General features: G+C 34.7%; 19 protein-coding genes, 1 tRNA gene and 1 pseudogene. 13 read left to right on the top strand and 8 right to left on the bottom strand.

Annotated features, from left to right (window positions below; translation table 11 throughout):
• From ACJMLH_RS10045 to ACJMLH_RS10035, 3 genes and pseudogenes are all read right to left on the bottom strand, one after another.
• A pseudogene (locus ACJMLH_RS10045) lies at positions 1-937 on the bottom strand (hypothetical protein); the annotation flags it as partial.
• Between the two features lie 130 nt (positions 938-1,067).
• Positions 1,068-1,706, bottom strand: a complete 639-nt coding sequence (locus ACJMLH_RS10040; protein WP_405277275.1) for a cobalt-precorrin-7 (C(5))-methyltransferase — start codon at positions 1,704-1,706, stop codon at positions 1,068-1,070.
• A 1-nt stretch (position 1,707) separates the two neighbouring features.
• The gene (locus ACJMLH_RS10035) at positions 1,708-2,088 is read right to left on the bottom strand and encodes a winged helix-turn-helix transcriptional regulator (protein ID WP_405277273.1); all 381 of its coding nucleotides are present in this window, start codon (positions 2,086-2,088) and stop codon (positions 1,708-1,710) included.
• Between the two features lie 121 nt (positions 2,089-2,209).
• Here ACJMLH_RS10035 and ACJMLH_RS10030 point away from each other — a divergent pair, with 121 nt between their 5' ends.
• The gene (locus ACJMLH_RS10030; RefSeq protein ID WP_405277271.1) at positions 2,210-2,986 is read left to right on the top strand and encodes a protein-ADP-ribose hydrolase; all 777 of its coding nucleotides are present in this window, start codon (positions 2,210-2,212) and stop codon (positions 2,984-2,986) included.
• Between the two features lie 12 nt (positions 2,987-2,998).
• Complete coding sequence (locus ACJMLH_RS10025; protein ID WP_405277269.1) at positions 2,999-3,850, top strand: Sir2 silent information regulator family NAD-dependent deacetylase; 852 nt, start codon at positions 2,999-3,001, stop codon at positions 3,848-3,850.
• Here the strand turns inward: ACJMLH_RS10025 and ACJMLH_RS10020 are convergent.
• The gene (locus tag ACJMLH_RS10020; protein ID WP_405277266.1) at positions 3,839-5,962 is read right to left on the bottom strand and encodes an alkaline phosphatase family protein; all 2,124 of its coding nucleotides are present in this window, start codon (positions 5,960-5,962) and stop codon (positions 3,839-3,841) included. The two genes, ACJMLH_RS10025 and ACJMLH_RS10020, sit on opposite strands and share 12 nt — an antisense overlap.
• On the bottom strand, positions 5,959-6,828 hold the full coding sequence (locus tag ACJMLH_RS10015) for a metallophosphoesterase (protein WP_405277264.1): 870 nt from the start codon (positions 6,826-6,828) through the stop codon (positions 5,959-5,961). The genes ACJMLH_RS10020 and ACJMLH_RS10015 overlap by 4 nt, the downstream gene beginning before the upstream one ends.
• A gap of 78 nt (positions 6,829-6,906) precedes the next feature.
• Here ACJMLH_RS10015 and ACJMLH_RS10010 point away from each other — a divergent pair, with 78 nt between their 5' ends.
• From ACJMLH_RS10010 to ACJMLH_RS09985, 6 genes are all read left to right on the top strand, one after another.
• A complete protein-coding gene (locus tag ACJMLH_RS10010; protein ID WP_405277262.1) occupies positions 6,907-8,097 on the top strand; it encodes a redox-regulated ATPase YchF in 1,191 nt (396 codons plus the stop codon).
• Between the two features lie 32 nt (positions 8,098-8,129).
• Complete coding sequence (locus tag ACJMLH_RS10005) at positions 8,130-8,690, top strand: DUF6434 domain-containing protein (protein ID WP_405277260.1); 561 nt, start codon at positions 8,130-8,132, stop codon at positions 8,688-8,690.
• Positions 8,687-9,001: a TIGR04076 family protein gene (locus ACJMLH_RS10000; RefSeq protein WP_405277258.1), complete on the top strand. Its 315-nt coding sequence runs from the start codon at positions 8,687-8,689 to the stop codon at positions 8,999-9,001. The genes ACJMLH_RS10005 and ACJMLH_RS10000 overlap by 4 nt, the downstream gene beginning before the upstream one ends.
• A 22-nt stretch (positions 9,002-9,023) precedes the next feature.
• Positions 9,024-10,037, top strand: coding sequence for an SLC13 family permease (locus ACJMLH_RS09995; RefSeq protein ID WP_405277256.1), 1,014 nt, complete (start codon positions 9,024-9,026; stop codon positions 10,035-10,037).
• 45 nt (positions 10,038-10,082) lie between these two features.
• The gene (locus ACJMLH_RS09990) at positions 10,083-10,553 is read left to right on the top strand and encodes a DUF2115 family protein (protein ID WP_405277254.1); all 471 of its coding nucleotides are present in this window, start codon (positions 10,083-10,085) and stop codon (positions 10,551-10,553) included.
• 199 nt (positions 10,554-10,752) lie between these two features.
• Positions 10,753-11,310 (top strand): DUF2115 domain-containing protein, encoded by a 558-nt coding sequence (locus ACJMLH_RS09985; RefSeq protein ID WP_405277252.1) that lies wholly within the window; start codon positions 10,753-10,755, stop codon positions 11,308-11,310.
• A gap of 5 nt (positions 11,311-11,315) precedes the next feature.
• On the opposite strand, the gene ACJMLH_RS09980 is transcribed toward ACJMLH_RS09985, so the two are convergent.
• The 3 genes from ACJMLH_RS09980 to ACJMLH_RS09970 all read right to left on the bottom strand — a co-directional run bounded on the left by ACJMLH_RS09980 (position 11,316) and on the right by ACJMLH_RS09970 (position 13,269).
• Positions 11,316-12,329 carry a hypothetical protein gene (locus ACJMLH_RS09980; RefSeq protein WP_405277250.1) on the bottom strand — a complete coding sequence of 338 codons (1,014 nt, stop codon included), beginning with the start codon at positions 12,327-12,329 and terminating at the stop codon, positions 11,316-11,318.
• Positions 12,330-12,360: 31 nt separating this feature from the next.
• Entirely contained in the window at positions 12,361-12,807 is a 447-nt protein-coding gene (locus tag ACJMLH_RS09975; RefSeq protein ID WP_405277248.1) for a hypothetical protein, read from the bottom strand.
• A 63-nt stretch (positions 12,808-12,870) separates the two neighbouring features.
• Positions 12,871-13,269, bottom strand: a complete 399-nt coding sequence (locus ACJMLH_RS09970) for a C-GCAxxG-C-C family protein (protein WP_405277246.1) — start codon at positions 13,267-13,269, stop codon at positions 12,871-12,873.
• A gap of 87 nt (positions 13,270-13,356) precedes the next feature.
• Between ACJMLH_RS09970 and cfbD the strand changes: the two genes are divergently transcribed.
• The 5 genes from cfbD (at position 13,357) to ACJMLH_RS09945 (ending at position 17,070) form a co-directional block, all read left to right on the top strand.
• The gene (gene cfbD, locus ACJMLH_RS09965; protein ID WP_405277277.1) at positions 13,357-14,430 is read left to right on the top strand and encodes a Ni-sirohydrochlorin a,c-diamide reductive cyclase catalytic subunit; all 1,074 of its coding nucleotides are present in this window, start codon (positions 13,357-13,359) and stop codon (positions 14,428-14,430) included.
• Positions 14,427-15,023, top strand: coding sequence for an imidazole glycerol phosphate synthase subunit HisH (gene hisH, locus ACJMLH_RS09960; RefSeq protein WP_405277244.1), 597 nt, complete (start codon positions 14,427-14,429; stop codon positions 15,021-15,023). Before cfbD ends, hisH begins: the two co-directional genes overlap by 4 nt.
• Positions 15,024-15,025: 2 nt before the next feature.
• A complete protein-coding gene (locus tag ACJMLH_RS09955; RefSeq protein WP_405277242.1) occupies positions 15,026-16,390 on the top strand; it encodes an AIR synthase-related protein in 1,365 nt (454 codons plus the stop codon).
• A 118-nt stretch (positions 16,391-16,508) separates the two neighbouring features.
• A complete protein-coding gene (locus tag ACJMLH_RS09950; protein ID WP_405277240.1) occupies positions 16,509-16,946 on the top strand; it encodes a hypothetical protein in 438 nt (145 codons plus the stop codon).
• 50 nt (positions 16,947-16,996) lie between these two features.
• Positions 16,997-17,070: transfer RNA gene (locus ACJMLH_RS09945), tRNA-Arg, on the top strand.
• Positions 17,071-17,089: the final 19 nt, after the last annotated feature.

Below are 17,089 nucleotides of genomic sequence, written 5' to 3'. Positions count from 1 at the left end.
CATATTGTGTTGTAATTGTATATTTTCCGGCATCCAGACTAACTTCCAATGTTGCTATTCCAGTTTTATTTGTTGTTTTTGTGTAGGTTTTGCCATTTAATTTTAAAGTGACCTTTTTATTTGGTGATGCTTTTCCGTTGCTGTTCAGGACTTTAACGTTGAACTTTGCTTTTTTATTTTCGCTTAATGACAAATCTTTAGTTTCCATCAGTGATTTTATCGTCACTGTTTTAGATGTGGATTCGGTTGTTTTTGGATTTGTTATGGTAATGGAGTATGTTCCGGGTTTTGAGTCAATAGGTAGTGTAGCTATTCCTTTGGAATTTGTCTTAACGGAATATGTTTTGCCTTCCAGTTTAAACTTAACTGCAGTGTTTTTAAGCAGTTTTCCCTTTTTGTCATAAAACGTTGAGGTGTATTTTCCCTTATTTTTATAGTATTTTGAAAAGTCACTGCATTTTATAGTGCTTTTAATCGTTACTGTACTTTTGACGGTAGCGCCTTCAAATTCACTGTTTCCATTACAAACACTTAAAACGTTGTATGTTCCGCTTTTAAAATTGAGATTGATGGAGGCCTTTCCAGTCTTATCGGTTGTTTTTGTAAATGTTTGGCCATTGATTTGAATCTGTATTTTCGCATTGGCAATCACTTTCTTTTTGTATTTCAGTGTTGCCGTGAACTTGCTTCCGTCCTTATAGTACATTTTAACGTCAGGTGCCTTTAAAGCAACCTTTTTCTTTTCGGCTTCCTGTGATGCACTTAATTTTTCTAAGTTTTGAGCTTCCTTGTTCTCGACACTGATTGTGCTTAAATCCTTGTGAGGATCCGGTTGAATTTGTTGCAATGTTTCATTTCCATTGTCTGATGCTGAAACTGCAGAAATTAAAAAGAGCAATAACAGAATGAAACATAGGGTGTTTATTTTCTTATTCATAATATCTACCTTAAATGTTGATTTTTTTAATCAAATCAACAATTAAAGTATGATATCCGCATTATATGAACTTTATTTTTAAAATTAAATGGTAAATAACTTTTAAAATGAATTTAACAAGTAAATATTTCTAATATATGACAATAATGCACATATATGTAAATTCACTTTGAGCGATATCTTCCAGTGTTGCTTCGACAATTTTCTCGTCAGGGTAGCTTAGGCGTTCACATACAACAACTTTCCGGTCAGATTCGACGCCGTTGTCAAGCAAAAACTGAGCCATGTCCTTCACTTTTCTTGAAGGAAGGGCAATTGTCACTTTTCCGTTGTTGATGACTGGCAGGATGTCTTCTATGTTTTCCCTTCCGTGAAATGTCATTACATTGGCATTGTCCCATTGGATGTGGCATTTTGCTGCGGCCAGCTGAAGTGAACTGATGCCGGGAATCACTTCAATATTTTCTTTTGGAAAGTCCAATTCATCGGACAATCTTAAAACAGTATTTAACACACCTGAAAAACCAGGATCTCCTGTTGACAATATTGAAACGGTGTTGCCGTCACAGGCCAATTGGACTCCCTGCCTTAAGGTATCCAATAGCTCTTTTACATTAAATGCAATGGTATTCTGTACATCGTCAAACAGGTCAATTGCACGGGTGCTTCCAACAGTATAATCACTGGCTTTAACGGTATCAATAGCTTTTTTAGTTAAGTATTCACTTGATCCAGGGCCAATTCCAACAATATAAATCTTACCGGTCATTTTAATCAGTTATTTCTAATTTTTCTTTAAATGTATTTTTTAAATCGGCTCTTACCTCATCAGGGTAAGCTCGTTCATCATTTTGCAGAGTAAACATGGCTAGTTCATAGACAATTCTGTTCATGGATTTGCCGTATTCGGTCAGATAATACTCAGTTGTAACCGGAGAGGTATTCAAAACTTCATTTCTAATTAAACCATTTTCCTCTAATTCCTTAAGACAATTGGATAAAACTTTATTGGATAATTTTGGTTTATCTTCTTTAAACTCTTTGAAATGCTTTTTTCCAAAGAACATGTCTCTAATTATTTGTATGCTCCATTTTTTGTTAATCAAATTCAGAGTCTTATCAACCGGACAAACTATTTTTTCACTATCCATACTCATATTTTAATTAAATTATTATATATTAGTTACTTTTTTGTAACTGGGTTTCTTTAAAGTTACAAAAATCATTTAAATACTGAAATTCAATTATTATTAAAGAATCGGGAGGTATTAAATGAATAGACAAGAACAATTGGATTTTTTAATTAATTACTTAATTGATGAGAGAAACGAGGCTATTGAAATTCCGGAAAGTTATCACGATAAAAGAAATTTGCTTCGTGCATTGATGAATATAAGGATACCTTCTGAATTGTCCGATGAATTTTTAAAAGTTCAGGATGATTTTTTAACACAAGAAACATTAAATAAGGATTTAACTTCTATTGATGGCATTAATGAAACCAATGGAAAGATAATGATTTGGCAAGGCGATATAACAACTTTAAAAGTTGACGCTATTGTTAATGCTGCAAATTCAAAATTATTGGGATGTTTTGTACCTCTTCACAATTGCATTGACAATGTCATTCACTCATCCGCAGGACTTCAGCTGAGGGAAGAGTGCAATAAAATCATGGAAATGCAGGATAGGGATGAAGAGGTTGGAAAAGCCAAAATAACCTCTGCCTATAACCTTCCTTCAAAATATGTGATACATACTGTTGGTCCTGCAATACCTCAAGGATTAAAACCATCTGGAAAAGATTGTGAAGCATTGGCTAACTGTTATAAGTCATGTTTGGAGATTGCAACATCATATAAGTTGGAATCTTTGGCTTTCTGCTGTATATCAACAGGAGTATTTAATTTTCCACAGAAATTGGCCGCAAAAATTGCCGTTAAGACAGTTGAGGATTATTTGGATTTGAATGAAACAACATTGGAAAATGTAATTTTTGATGTTTTTTCGGATGATGATTATTCTATATATAAAGATTTGTTATTCTAATGGAGTGTAAATATGGAACGTTTTGTAGAAAGATTGGATAAGGCATACAAGGCTATTGAAGAAGCAGATTATATTTTAATTGGTGCGGGTGCAGGTTTTTCCGCCGCAGCAGGTTTGGAATATTCAGGTAAACGTTTTGATGATAATTTTCAGGATTTCATTGAAAAATATGGTGTTCAGGACATGTATTCCGCTACGTTTTATCCTTATGAAACTCAGGAGGAAAAATGGGCTCATTGGGCACGTCATGTCTATGTAAATAGATTTTCAGTTGGAAAAACAAAATTATATGGTCAGTTGCTTGATCTGGTTAAAGATAAGGATTATTTTGTCCTGACAACAAATGTGGAACATCAGTTTTGGATAAACGGCTTTGAAGATGAAAGGATTTTTGCCACTCAAGGCGATTACGGGCTGATGCAATGTGAAAAGGCATGCCATGATAAGCTTTATTCAAATGAGGAATTGGTTTTTGAAGCTATTGAAAAAACCGAAGACTGTAAGATTCCAACAGATCTGGTTCCGGTTTGTCCGGTGTGCGGGGGAAATATGGAAATAAATGTCAGAAAGGATAATTTCTTTGTTGAGGATGAAAATTGGCATCAGATGAGCAGAAGATACTCTGAATTTTTAGAACATGTCGATGAAACTAAAAACATAGTATTTTTAGAGTTGGGCGTTGGTTTTAACACACCGGTCATTATAAGATATCCATTTGAGCAGATGACATTTGACAATCCTAACACAACATTAATCAGATTGAATAGGGATTTCCCTCAGGCAATACCTCAAAATAAGGATAAGACAATAGGTTTTGATGAGGAAATTTCAGAGATTTTTGACTATTGGCTTTCAAGAATTTAAATTCTCTATTTCACTTTTTAAAAATTTATATATTGATTCTGCTCCAATCAAATCGCCAGGATCGGCCCATTCTGAAGGGTATAGAATAAATGGTTTTGTCTGGTCTCCGCCTAAACCTCCGTGAGATCCAATCAGCTCTTCAAATGCACATACTTCATTATACTTTTCGTCATAAAAGCTATTCACTAAAATATCTGGCATGTTTTTGAAGGAATTTTGCCTTTTCAGGTGTTTTGCAGCATTATCGCCAAAGCTTTCAAGCGGATTTGTACCGATAATCTTATCACTGTCCAAGTAATAAATTCCGTCCTGGCCAATGACCATTCCTCCATTAGCTATGGAATTAACTAAAATAAAACCTATTCCTGTATGTTTTACAAGACCTGGGATTAAATCTGGAAATAGCATCACGATTTCTTCATAACTTAGACGTTCCTTCCATTGGGTTAAATATATTAAACCCATGTTTCCTGAACCCATAACAATCAGTTCTGAGTCTTTTGCTTTTTTGGTACTTTGGGGAGTACTTTCATAGCCTTTAATATAATCCAGACTATTTGTATATCTGTTCCTCAGATTTTTGTATTGTTCATTTTCGAAAATTATTGCAGGCTTCCTTTTTTCAACTTCATCTCGTATGTCCTTAAGGGATTTAAAATCTTCGAACAGGTCATCATGAATATCACCAAACTTGTTTTTAAGATGTCTGATTTGCAGGTTTTCCGGAATTACAGCATCTCTAAAGTGGTCAATATTATATTCAGTTTTAAATACTTTCAAATCATCTGGAAGTAATTTTCTAACATAATTTCCCAACGTAATTCCGTATCTTTGTTTAAATGTAGCTCCGTTGGACTGCCCATGGTCTGATAGGATTACCAATTTATAATCTCTGTCACTCATCTCAATTGCTGATGTTAATTTTGAAAATTGCAGATCAATCTTTTTCAAAGCTCCCCAAACGTCATTGTCCTCCACTCCGGAATGGTGGGCAATTTCATCATAGCCCATGTATGTTGCATAGGCGGTGTCAATGTTTCCCGCCAGTATTTCGCTTGTCAGAACATCTGTTGTCACTTCTCTTAAAACCACATTAGCTCCTGCCCTAACTGTAGCATAGACAACTGTCCTTCTAAGCCTTGGCTGTATGTTTTTCACATAATGAACTATTTGTGAAGAAATCTCCAGGATAAAGTCCCATAAAAATAATATGAACAGTCTTTGAAAGTTATACGCATCTAAAAATACTGCATTCAGTGTCTTATTGTATATTTTGGATAATCCTCCAAGTCTTGAAGATGTTAAGGTCGGTATTTCACTGTCTCCTGAAAACATATTTGCAATGCTGATTCCATTAACAAGCAATCCTTTACCGTCACTTATTTTCTTTTCAATTCCTGGTGCATCGCTTAATTTTCCAGAAACAACAATATTATTGTCGTTTTCCTTTTCAACCCATCTGTATGCTACAATGTCTCTGTTGTTTCCATGAAGTATTCCCGCCTGGCTTGCTCCGGTCTGTGAAGACAAATCTGTTTCCCAACCTTTTAAAGTATGAGTTTTATTGTCCAGCCATCTTTTCACATTCGGCATCACGCCTTTATCAATGGCTTTTTTAAGTATATTTATTGACAAACCATCAATTTCAAGCATTATGACTCCTGAATATCTTTTTTTATAAGGTGTCTTTTGCTTCAATGCATATTTTAGGATATTTTTGATATAGCTGTCATAGTAGTTGGTGTTTGTAATGTTTGTGATGAATGTTGTTGCTATTGCCATAACAATCGGGACCTGCAGGGCTCCATAAATTCCTGTTGAAACTCCTGGAATGAAATATGCTGCGATATAAAATATAATCGAGTTTATAAAAAGTGATCCGATTCCAAATGTAAAGATAATAATTTTCATTAGAAAACGCCTGAATATAGGCCATAAAAGTGCATTTGCAATTGTAACGGCTATTACAATAATGACTGCATTATACCATGGACCAACTGTAAAATCAGTACTGATATAATCTACAAGGAATATTGCAAAAATATCAGCTAAAGCAAACAGAAGCGATGTAATTATTGTCCTCAGCGAAGAAATCAATCTATTTTTTATCATTCTATCATGATTCTTTTTCTTTTAGTGGTTTTCAAGGTTATTATTGTAATTTCAGGTTTGCAATTAATTCTGATCCTAAAAGAATTTGTTCCAAGGCCTTTGCTGGTGTACTGTGTCATGTCTCCAACTTTATAAAGTCCAACAGGATATTTTGTTGAATTTGGCCCCCTAAATGGTGTGGTTTCAAACTTTGGAATAATTAATTGTCCTCCATGTGAGTGGCCTGAAATTTGGAGGTCAAACAATCCGGTTTGTGAGGATTCCTGTGCAAAATCAGGTTCATGGGCAAGCAGGATGCTTGGAATATTTTTAACCATTTTGGCAATTACATTATCCAAATCATCGGCGCAAACGGTACAGCTGTCCACGCCACATAGGTTCAGACAATCTTCACCTTTTTTAAGGGTAACGACGTCATTGCTCAAATCAACAACATCCGCATTTTTGAAAATTTTCCGGACTCTGTCTGCACTCATCCAATGGTCATGGTTTCCCAAAACTCCAAATTTTCCTTCCTTTGCATTTAATTTTTTCAGGGATTTTTCCAAATACTGGTCATAGTCATTGAGGTTATATGAAAAATAATCTCCTGTTAATGTGATTAGGTCAAAATTCAATGTATTTACATAATCTATTAATTCATCCAAATATTCCGGATTAATCCACTGGCCCAAGTGAATGTCAGTCAGATTCAAAATCTTGAAATTATTAAAATTCCAGCCCAAATCGTTAAGTGCAATGTCTATTTCTACCAATTCGATATTTTTTTCGCTGAATCTTTTGTCTGGAAGGGATTGGGTCATTGCATTCTGGATTCCCTGGCGGACTTTCATAGCTGGGGGTCGTTCAATATCTTCATCTTTCATTAAATATACATTATTTCTGAAACTATTTATAATTTTAATAACATACATTAAGATGTTATTAGATGAAAAGTGATTATTATGCTTCAAATTGCAGTTTGTGGAAAACCAAATGTTGGAAAATCATCTTTTTTCAATTCAGCAACAGCATCTACTGTAGAAATGGCAAACTATCCGTTTACAACAATAGATGCAAATAAGGCAGTTGCTCATGTAATTAAGGATTGTCCATGTAAGGAATTGGGCGTTACATGCAATCCCCACAATTCAATCTGTATTGATGGAAAAAGATTGCTTCCAATTGAATTGATAGATGTTGCAGGACTGGTTCCTGGAGCACATGAAGGAAAAGGATTAGGTAATAAGTTTTTAGACGATTTAATGCAGGCTAAAGTGTTCATCAATGTTATTGACGCTTCAGGTTCAACAGACCTTGAAGGAAACCCGGTTGATGCAGGCAGTCATGATCCTCTTGAAGATTTAGATTTTCTGGAAAATGAAATAGTAATGTGGATGTATGGAATATTGTCAAAAAATTGGGTAAGGCTTGTAAGAAAAATAGGTGCGGAACATTTGGACATTGCAAAAGTATTGTTTGACCAATTGTCCGGTACAGGAATAGCCATTGAAGATATCATTGAAGCAAAAAGAAATATCGAACCTGATTTCAATAAATGGGAAGAAGAGGATTTGATTGAACTTACCCGTAATATCCTTCATATTGCAAAACCGATGATGATTATTGCAAACAAGGCGGACTTGCCTACTTCAGAAGAGAACATTAAAAGAATCAAAGAGAAGTATCCTAATGTAATTCCAACTTCTGCAGGTTCTGAACTTGCACTTGTAAATGCTGCAAAAAGTGGTTTAATAAGTTATATGCCTGGTGATGATCATTTTGAAATCTTAAAGCCTGAAGAGCTGTCTGAAGCACAAAGAAAAGGTTTGGAATATATTCAAACCAATATTTTGGATAGGTATGGAAGTACAGGAGTTCAGGACGTATTGAATTACGGCGTTTTTGACCTGCTTGACCAGATTGTTGTATATCCTGTTCAGGATGAAAACAAATACACAGATCAAAAGGGAAATGTGCTTCCAGATGGAATATTGCTTAAAAGAGGTTCAAATCCACGTCAGTTAGCTTATCTTGTTCACACGGACATTGGGGATAATTTTATGCATGCTGTTGATGCAAGATCAAAAATGCGCATAGCCAGTGACTATGAGCTTAAAGACGGTGACATCATAAGCATCATTACAAGAGGATGATTTTCCTCTCTTTTTTTTATTTTTAGATTTTTATGCCTGAATTAACTCGAGATTTAAAACCGGAAGAATTTAAGGAATACTATTTTTTAAAGGAGGAACTGAAGGATTTCTGCAGAGCCGAAGGTTTAAGGCTCAGCGGTTCTAAAGAGGATTTGGAAAAAAGAATAGTTCATTATCTGGCCACAGGTGAAGAGATAAAGGAATGCAGTGTTAAAAAGATTCAAACCGATTCTGCATCTGAGATTACTCTGGATTCAAAATTGGGGGAAAACTTCAAGTGCAGTGAAGATAAAAGAGCATTTTTTGAAAATCAGATAGGTAAAGGCTTCAAATTCAAAGTCAAATTTCAAAAGTGGCTAAAAGCAAATCCTGATAAAACATATAGGGATGCAATTGATGCATATTTTGAAATTCAGGGTTCCGGTGAAAAAACAGAAATCGGCAAACAGTTTCAATACAACCAGTACATAAGAGATTTCTTTGAAAACAATGATGATAAGTCCCTTGATGATGCAATCAGATGTTGGAAGTATAAAAAAAGTCTTAAAGGCCATAACAGATATGAAAAAAGTGATTTGGAGGTGTTAATGTGAAAAAAGTTAAAATTACAGTCATGAGAAAAGTCAGGCATGATGATTTGATTGAAAAATATGAAAATCCCTTGGAGCATGAATGTGATGTTGAAGAAGGACAGGTCTTCATTGCAAACGGATGGGAAAAACCGGAAGGATTCTGTGACAGTGCCTGGGAAAGTTTATCCGCTTTCGTAATGGGATTGGCTAATGGGGCGGAAGATTTCTATGGCGGTTGGATGAAAAATAAAAGATCTGCGATGATATCCTGCAATGACGGTTTCAGGCCAGTAAGCTTTCTTTTAGAAACAATGGAAGAAGATGCAGAATAACTTTATTTAATTAACAGATATTATGGCTCAATTAATGGATAAAATTACTAATTTTTTTAAAAAAGAAATTATATTTTCAATATCATTAATATTGGCAATTATTTCTTGTTTTTTTGTCCATCCAACCATCAACTATTTGAATTATATTAATTGGGATACAATCATATTGCTTTTAGTAATTATGATTGTTGTGGAGATTTTAAAGAACCTGTCAGTTTTTGAGATGTTAGTTCGTAAGCTATTAACTAAGATTGAAAATGCACGACAGCTAGTTTTGGTTCTGGTATTCATATGCTTTTTAAGCTCAATATTTATAACAAATGATGTTTCGTTAATTATATTTATGCCGTTTTCAATTTTGGCTTTAAAGAAAGTTAACCGTTCTGATTTAATTATTTTAACTGTTTGTCTGCAGACAATTGCGGCTAATGTTGGTTGTATGGTTCTTCCAATTGGGGCTCCGCACAATATCGTGATGTTTACCGTGTCTCACATTCCATTTGAATCATTTTTCCTAATACTTTTACCTTATATTCTGGTTTCAATGATATTTTTGGTTATTTTGTTATTGTTTATTCCAAGAGACGCAATCAGTTTGCCTAAAATGTCAAAAATCAGTGTTAGCAGGGAAAATTTCCTTAAAAGGGTCTTTTCAGGTGTTGATTATTTTTTACTTTTAACTTTCATTGCCCTTTTTATTTTAATTGGCAATCTTGAAAATATTCCGTTTTTCAATTCATTATTTAGACAGTTTATTATAGGCAATGAGGTTTTATGGGGAATTTTAGCATCCCAGGTGATTTCAAATGTTCCTGCAGCAATTCTTCTCAGCGGTTTCAGCACAAATTATGAAGCCATTATTGTTGGGATTAACATTGGTGGATTTGGAACACTCATTGCATCAATGGCCAATTTGATTTCATATAAAATTCTTGTTCGAGAATGTGATGAATTCAAAATCAGGTATTTGGTCATATTCACTGTTTTGAATGTTATTCTGCTTGTTGTTCTCATAGCTATTAATGCATTGGTTTAGCAAAATTTAATTAGGTTTTTAGATATATATTTAATTGAGGGCATTATGAAAGCTACAGAATTATTGGGAGAAATTAGAGAAAATTTAAAGGATTATCCTATTGAATATCTCAGAAATAAGGTTACTGATGATAGGTATAAGGATGTCACTGTTAAAAAATTGGCTAAATACAATTCAGATACGTGGGATGAAATATTTTCATTGGATATTGATGAAGATTATGACATTAAGGAGGGTGTAGTTAGCAATCTCAAGAATGATATCGACTTTTATTTTAATACATATGCCGGTGGAGATATAGAAACAAGAGAATTTACTAAATATATCTCTCTTTACCTGGTATTAATTGCTAAAAAACCGTTGCATCCCTTTGGAGACAATCCATCAAAAGATGATGTGTTTTTGGAAAATGGTGAATATAAGTGTAGAGGCAGAATTGTTTACATTAAGGATGAAAATTCATTATGCAGATACTGTGTCTGCAAAAATGCTGGTTATTCCTTCGGATTTTTCTAAATTTCACATTAACGATTCGGATTTCAGGAAATATATTTTATTTTCTTTTGCATATATATTCCTGACTCATTCTTATTTTAATTTTTCAATATCTTACCGTTAATGTCAATATGGGTTAATAATTAGGCAAGCGTGTATCAAAAATCAAGTTAAATCAGTCGAAAATGCTTTAAATGTCAATGTTGAAAATATAGTTTAGATGGTTATTATGAATGATGCATTAGGTATGTATGATGACTTTTCAAATGTCGTTTCAAATGAGCAAAGCATATCAACAGAATCTGTTTTGGATATTTTAAAGGAATATTCGGATACAATTTCAGTATTCGATTTGATGGCTGTTAATGCGGAAATGATAGAGGAAAGCAAATATGTGCAGGAAAATTACAAGGACAAAAGCCACGCCGTCTATGTTAAATATTTTCTTGGCCGCATTAAAGATGTTCACAGTGACAATAACACTTATGACCATGACATTGACAAGGAAGAGTTCATCGATGCCGTTGCAACTCTAAAATCATATCATATTAATGAATCCGTAACATCCAAAACAAAATTTCCATTAATCTATGGAATTATTTCGATTTACACTACTTTTATTCTGGAAGAACCGATACATCCTGTAGGCACTCCGTTCCCCGGATCTTTATATGTTGAAGAACATGACGGGAAATTTTACTGTCCGGTAAAAGATGCCAATTTGGAATCCCCAAATGCAGTTTGCAAAATGTGCATTGCCGAGCAGCTGGAATTTTAGTTAAATCATTCTATTGTCAGATTTGGTGTGTTTTTGCTTTGATAGGAATACCATGTACTGTTTTCAATTAAAAATTCTCTTGCTAAAGTGATAACCAGTTCCTCATTTTCACCGTTTTGCAAAATTTCGTTTTCAACTTTGTCATACAGCATTACCATTCTTCTGTGGTCTTCTATTTTGTTGGATAATGACATTTTTCCATAGTAACTTCCGGTAAACAGTGTTGCAGCAGACATTGTTCCGATTACAATTTTCAAAACTGAACGAATCATGTCTGTTGGTGTAAATCCGACCATTATTCCCCAATCCTGCAGATTTTTTAAGAAAGAACTGAGTATGTCTGATGTTATCTCTCCGGAAGGAATTGTAAGAATATAAATCTCATATATTACTGCAATAATATAGGTTGCAATTGTCACGGTTAGCACAATTTTTGTAATTCTGTCATTCCTTTCATTTCTTTTTGTTGACCTTACAAGTGCATTCTGATGATATTTTAATTGATCTCTAACCCAACAATTCATGATGGATTTCTTTTGGTCTGTTTTTTTAATTGGAAGTTCCAAAAGAATTTCATTAATCCAAGGAAGACCATTTTTGATAAACCATGGCAAAATGTCTGTGACTTGCTTGTTTACACCGGCTTTGGAAAGAAAATACTGAACCCGAAGTGTTTCAGCAAGCACTCGATATTGTATATATTTTCTATGGCAATCATGTCGTTCAGCTAATTTATATAATTGATATATTCCAATGATAATTATTATACATCCGAAAATAAGTAAATGCAGTTCTGCTTCATCATAAAGGAGAAACAGTATAGTAATTATTGTTCCAAAAGCAGATAACAACCAAAGATTCCTTTCATGTTTTATTGCATTTTCAATGCTTAAACCATCGGCTATACTGTATAAATCATCAATTTTTTTCAGTGTTGGATCTGTAATTCCCTCTTCTATGTGATATACGGGGTTTTTGAAGTTTTCTTTGTCTTTGTAAAATGTCTCTTTTGGATTCATATTTTCACATGGTATTATGTTTTTTTATGTATTAACTGCCCTGAAGGAAATGGATTTCTTCATCAACATATTTCACGTTTTCAACCAATAACACATCTTTTGGATATTTGACATTGCCTATAGAATGGTTTTCCACAATATTGCATTCAAAATTTTGGGTAATATATGCGTCACATGCATATTCTGAGCGAAGTTTGCCTGCATCGTAATCGCTCATCACTACGATTGTGCCGTTTCCCATAAATACCTGCTTGTCTCCTAAGGATTCCATCCACGCAAGAGTTTTGTTATCATGTCCTTCATAGTATGGTCCGGTTTTAACATCCTCAATAATTTTTGACAATTCTATGGGGCCTTCTGTTGATACTTCAAGTTCAGTTCTGTTTTCTGAAAGCAGATTGTTGTCTGCTGAATAAACAAAAACTAATGATAACACGGCTAAAAGTAAAATAATTATGATAATAATACTTTTATTCATTTAAACCGCCTCAAGCATCTTTAATAATTTAATGAATGGAATGTTAACAGTCGAATTATTTTTTCATTCATCCAATAGATCAGCTACTTTATTTGCAATGAACACACAGCAGTCAACGCACGGGGATTTGTCTTCGCCGTTGTTTGTTATTGTACCGCAGCATACACTTCCATATTCTTCCTTAAATGTATTGAATATTTCTTTGGCATTTGCTTTAATTGTATCAGAATCATCATTAAGTAAACCGTTAGCTATTATTGCACCGGTTACTGCACCGCAGGTTCCTTCATCAAAGGTGCCACCGATTCCGCCTGCAAATCCGCATCCCAATTTCACCATTTCAGTTTGAGAGATGGGATATTCGGCTGTTTCACAAATGCCCATTAATGTGGATTCGGAACAGCTTTTGGATTTTCTGTATTCCCGGATTTTTTCCTCTAAAATTTGTTTGTCAAGTTTCATAATGCAATCTCCGAATTTGTTTAATTAATTATATTAATTAAGAATTTTATATAATTATTTATTAAAAATTGTGAGTTGATAAAAATTATACATCCGAGACCAAGCCCGATTGCGGCTACTCTTTACACATTAAGGGATATGAATGTTGATGTTATTGTTATGCATGGACCTACCGGCTGCTGCTTTAGGACAGCCAGGCTTCTGGAAGGTGACGGAGTTCGCGTTGTAACCACAGGAATGTCTGAAAATGATTTTATTTTAGGAGCTGGCGAAAAGTTAGTTGAGACATTAACAGAAGCTTATGACACATTTAAACCGGAACTGATGGGTATTGCCGGCACATGTGCCAGTATGATTATCGGTGAGGATTTAAAGGAAGCGATAGTTAATGCAGATTTGCCATGTACAGTTATTCCTGTCGAATCCCATGGAGGTTCCGGTGAAGGTGACAATACCGTTGGTGCTATCATGGTTTTAGAGGCAGCCGTTGAATGCGGAGTAATCCCTCAAAGCGAAGCGGACAGACAGATTGAAATGCTTGAAAAGGCAACCGAAGTTGAAAAGACCCGTGGAATGGCACAGGGCAAATACATCAAACCGAACTTTGGAGATTCAAAGGAAAAAGTGGCGAAAATAGTTGTAAATGCCTTAAAAGATAATAAAAAAGTTGCTTTTGTATTGAATGTTAAAAAGGAAACATCATATCTGTTTGCGGATATTGTTAATTTTAACTACAAAGATATCAATCCGGACAATAAACCTATTTTTGTGGCCAATCTGGATGAAAACATAGGTCTTCCTAGAATAAGGCAGCATGCGGTAAATATTAAAAACCAACTTGATATTGAGCCGGATTTCATTACCGGAGGCCTTGACGAATATCCTATAACTGCCAATGTTGCTGCAGATTATCTGAAGGATAAGGATTTGGATTTGATTGTTGTCTTTGGTGTTCCACATGCATTTCCGGTAGAGGATTTCGACGTGGAATCTGTTGCAGTAACTGATGGACCACGTTTGGTGGAACCTCTAAAAGACTTGGGCTATACTCATGTTGTTGCAGAGCTTGATGCACATTCTAAAACTCTTGGAACAGATGAAATTGTCTTTTCAGACTTTGGTGGAATAATCAGATCAGCTATTGGGTGGTTAGACGAATGATAACAATAATTGATTATAAAAGTGGAAATTTAAAAAGTATTTCCAACGGATTCAAAAAGATTGGATGCGAATATCAAATCACAGATGATGAGGAAATTATAGCAAGTAGCGATTATCTGGTTCTGCCAGGGGTTGGAGCTTTTGGAAGCGCAATGGATAATCTAAAACCTTTTGAGGAGGTTATCAACGAACATGTCAATGATGACAAGCCATTTTTAGGAATATGCCTTGGCCAGCAGGTGCTGATGAGTGAAAGTGAAGAATCACCTGGCGTTAAAGGTCTGGATTTGTTTAAAGGCAATGTTGAAAGGCTTCCGGAAGGTGTTAAAATACCTCACATGGGTTGGAATAAGTTAAATGTTTTAAATGACTCTCCAATTCTGGAAGGCATTGATGGGGAATATTTTTATTTTGTTCACTCTTATCATGTAGTTCCGGTTGATGACAGTATTGTTGCTGGAGTTTGTGATTATGGAGTGGATATTGTAGCAAGCTTATCTCAAAATAATTTATTTTCAACACAGTTTCACCCTGAAAAAAGCGGTGTTGCTGGACTTAAGATTTTAAAAAATTTCACAAATTTGGAGATTTAAAAATGGATATTGAAGGTTTTGTAAGAGCTAGAATTGATGATTATGATTATAATGACCTGGCAGAAATTTTAGCTGTAAGAATACGCGAATACAAAAATATCACTGAAGAAAATTCAGTAGAAATGGCAAAAGCAGTAATTGATGAAGTATCAACAACTTTAAAACTAAATGAAAGTGATGATGAATTCTTAAAAGAGATAGCTAGTGTTAACAAAGCAGACGTACTCATGGGTGAAATGGGTGTTGGATCACGCGGTGCAGGAGACTTTTTTGTTCACAGAAAAATCGCAGAGATAGTCTCATCAACAAACACTGCTTCACTAGTAAATCCATCAGAACAGGATGATGGTGGAGTTGTAAAAGCTCCAGTCAAAAATGATGAAGTTTATATTACCACAGCTGTTGATGGAATCCACTCACGTTTAAGTGAATATCCATTTTTAGGTGGTTTTCATGTAACTCGTGCTACTTTAAGGGATGTTTGTGTAATGGGCGCTGATCCGGTAGCTATTTTAAGTGATGTTCACCTTGCAGATGACGGGGATGTTGCCAAAATATTCGACTTTACAGCAGGTGTTGCAGCAGTATCCGAACTTGTCGATGTTCCGATTGTTGCTGGAAGTACCTTGCGTGTCGGAGGAGACATGGTTTTGGGTGACAGATTCGTATCCGCTGTTGGAAGTGTTGGTGTATCTGCATATCCTCCTACAGCAAGAAAAGGTGCAACTGAAGGAGATATAATTTTATTAACAGAAGGCTCCGGTGGTGGAACAATAACAACAACCGCATTATACAATGGTTTCTTTGATGTTGTGTGGGATACAATGAACGTTAACTTTGTCCAGGCATCACATGCACTGTTTGAAGCGGATCTCGTTAAAGACATCCATGCAATGACTGATGTAACAAACGGAGGTCTTAGAGGAGATGCACATGAAATATCAAACACAACCGGTGTAGGTTTGGAATTCTATGAAAAGGAAATAAGGCAAATGGTCGCTCCAAATGTATTGAATATGCTTGAAACATTAAATATAGATCCATTAGGCGTATCAACAGATTCATTAATGTTAATAGCACCTCCTGAAATTGTTGGAGACATTAAAAAAGCAGTTGGAAAATATGATGTTGCAATATCTGAAATAGGTGAAGTCAACAATTCAGGTGAACCAATCTTAATTAAAGAAGATTCTACCGAAGAAAAATTAGTTCCTCTATTCAGAGAAGCTGCATACACCAAAATCAAAAAGTTAGTTGGTGAGACAACTCCTGAAGACTTTGAGGAAATGAAAGAAAAAGTTCAAAAGGCTTCAGATGCGGCAATTGCTAAAAAAGATAAAGTAATAGAACATATTCGTGGAAATTAAATATAAGGGAAATTAATTAATTTCTCTTCATATCTTATTTTTAGAAGTGCAAATATGCACAAAATCATAAAGTCGCACTTTGAAATTTTTTATTAATATAAACCTACAATCTTCATTCATGAAAGATGAGAAAGGAAGTTTGTACATAATTGAGGCAATTCTAGCCATAACAATTCTTTTAATAGCTATTCTGGTAGTTAATACAGTAATATCCATACCGTCCCCTGATTATTCTTATGAAGCACATGATTCAAAATCCGCTCAGGACATGATGGAGATTTTATCGGGTAAAATTAATTTCACCGACCGGACATTTTTAGGTGAAATTTCAACGATTTTAAAGGAACATAAAAATTCAAAAAAATCCATACGGGAAGTTTCAGACATTTGCCAAAACAAATTTGACAGTTTTAAATTTACAAATTATAAGTTCTGCGAGAATAATAAACTGAAGGGAAAAGTATTGGCTTACAATGGAAATTATGATAATGCAAATAAATTCACTGTTGCAACAAGGACCTACGGGGATTATTCGTATACATTGTATGTATGGTAATAATTTAAATACTATTAATGGAATATATTAATATGTTATCTTATTTTGTTGCCCTGGTGGTGTAGTTTGGATAACACATGGGACTGCGGATCCCATTCCCCGGGTTCAAATCCCGGCCAGGGCATTATTATTTTCCGTGATTA

The organism is Methanobrevibacter sp., assembly GCF_045116495.1.
GTDB lineage: Archaea > Methanobacteriota > Methanobacteria > Methanobacteriales > Methanobacteriaceae > Methanocatella.
This window is presented reverse-complemented; position numbering and strand designations above follow the sequence as displayed.